The organism is Shewanella electrica (assembly GCF_022321485.1).
GTDB lineage: Bacteria > Pseudomonadota > Gammaproteobacteria > Enterobacterales > Shewanellaceae > Shewanella > Shewanella electrica.
This window is the reverse complement of the sequence record NZ_JAKOGG010000144.1, coordinates 1-289: the sequence shown is the minus strand read 5'-3', so window position 1 is coordinate 289 and position 289 is coordinate 1. Positions and strand designations below refer to the sequence as shown.

At 44.6% G+C, this 289-nt stretch carries 1 protein-coding gene; it reads right to left on the bottom strand.

Going from position 1 to position 289, the window contains the following annotated elements:
- The coding region (locus tag L9G74_RS24035) for a ribonuclease H family protein (protein ID WP_238898560.1) at positions 1-200 on the bottom strand (200 nt) is incomplete at its 3' end.
- Positions 201-289: the final 89 nt, after the last annotated feature.

The window sequence follows — 289 nt, the reverse complement described above, 5'->3', positions numbered from 1 at the left end:
TATGAAACAACTCTCCCTTCCTGCATAAGCACTGCTCCAAGTCCTCGACGTGAAGCGTCGCAATACACCTCATAATCCTTGGTCTGATCTGGCAAAATCAACACTGGTGAGGTAACCAAGCGTTTCTTCAACTCCTGGAAACTAGCCTCACAGTCCTCTGTCCATATGAACTTGGTATCCTTCTTTAATAACTCCGTCATAGGCTTCGCAATCTTTGAGAAATTCTCAATAAATCTCCGATAGTATCCTGCGAGTCCAAGAAAACTCCGGATCTCTCCAACTGTTGTTG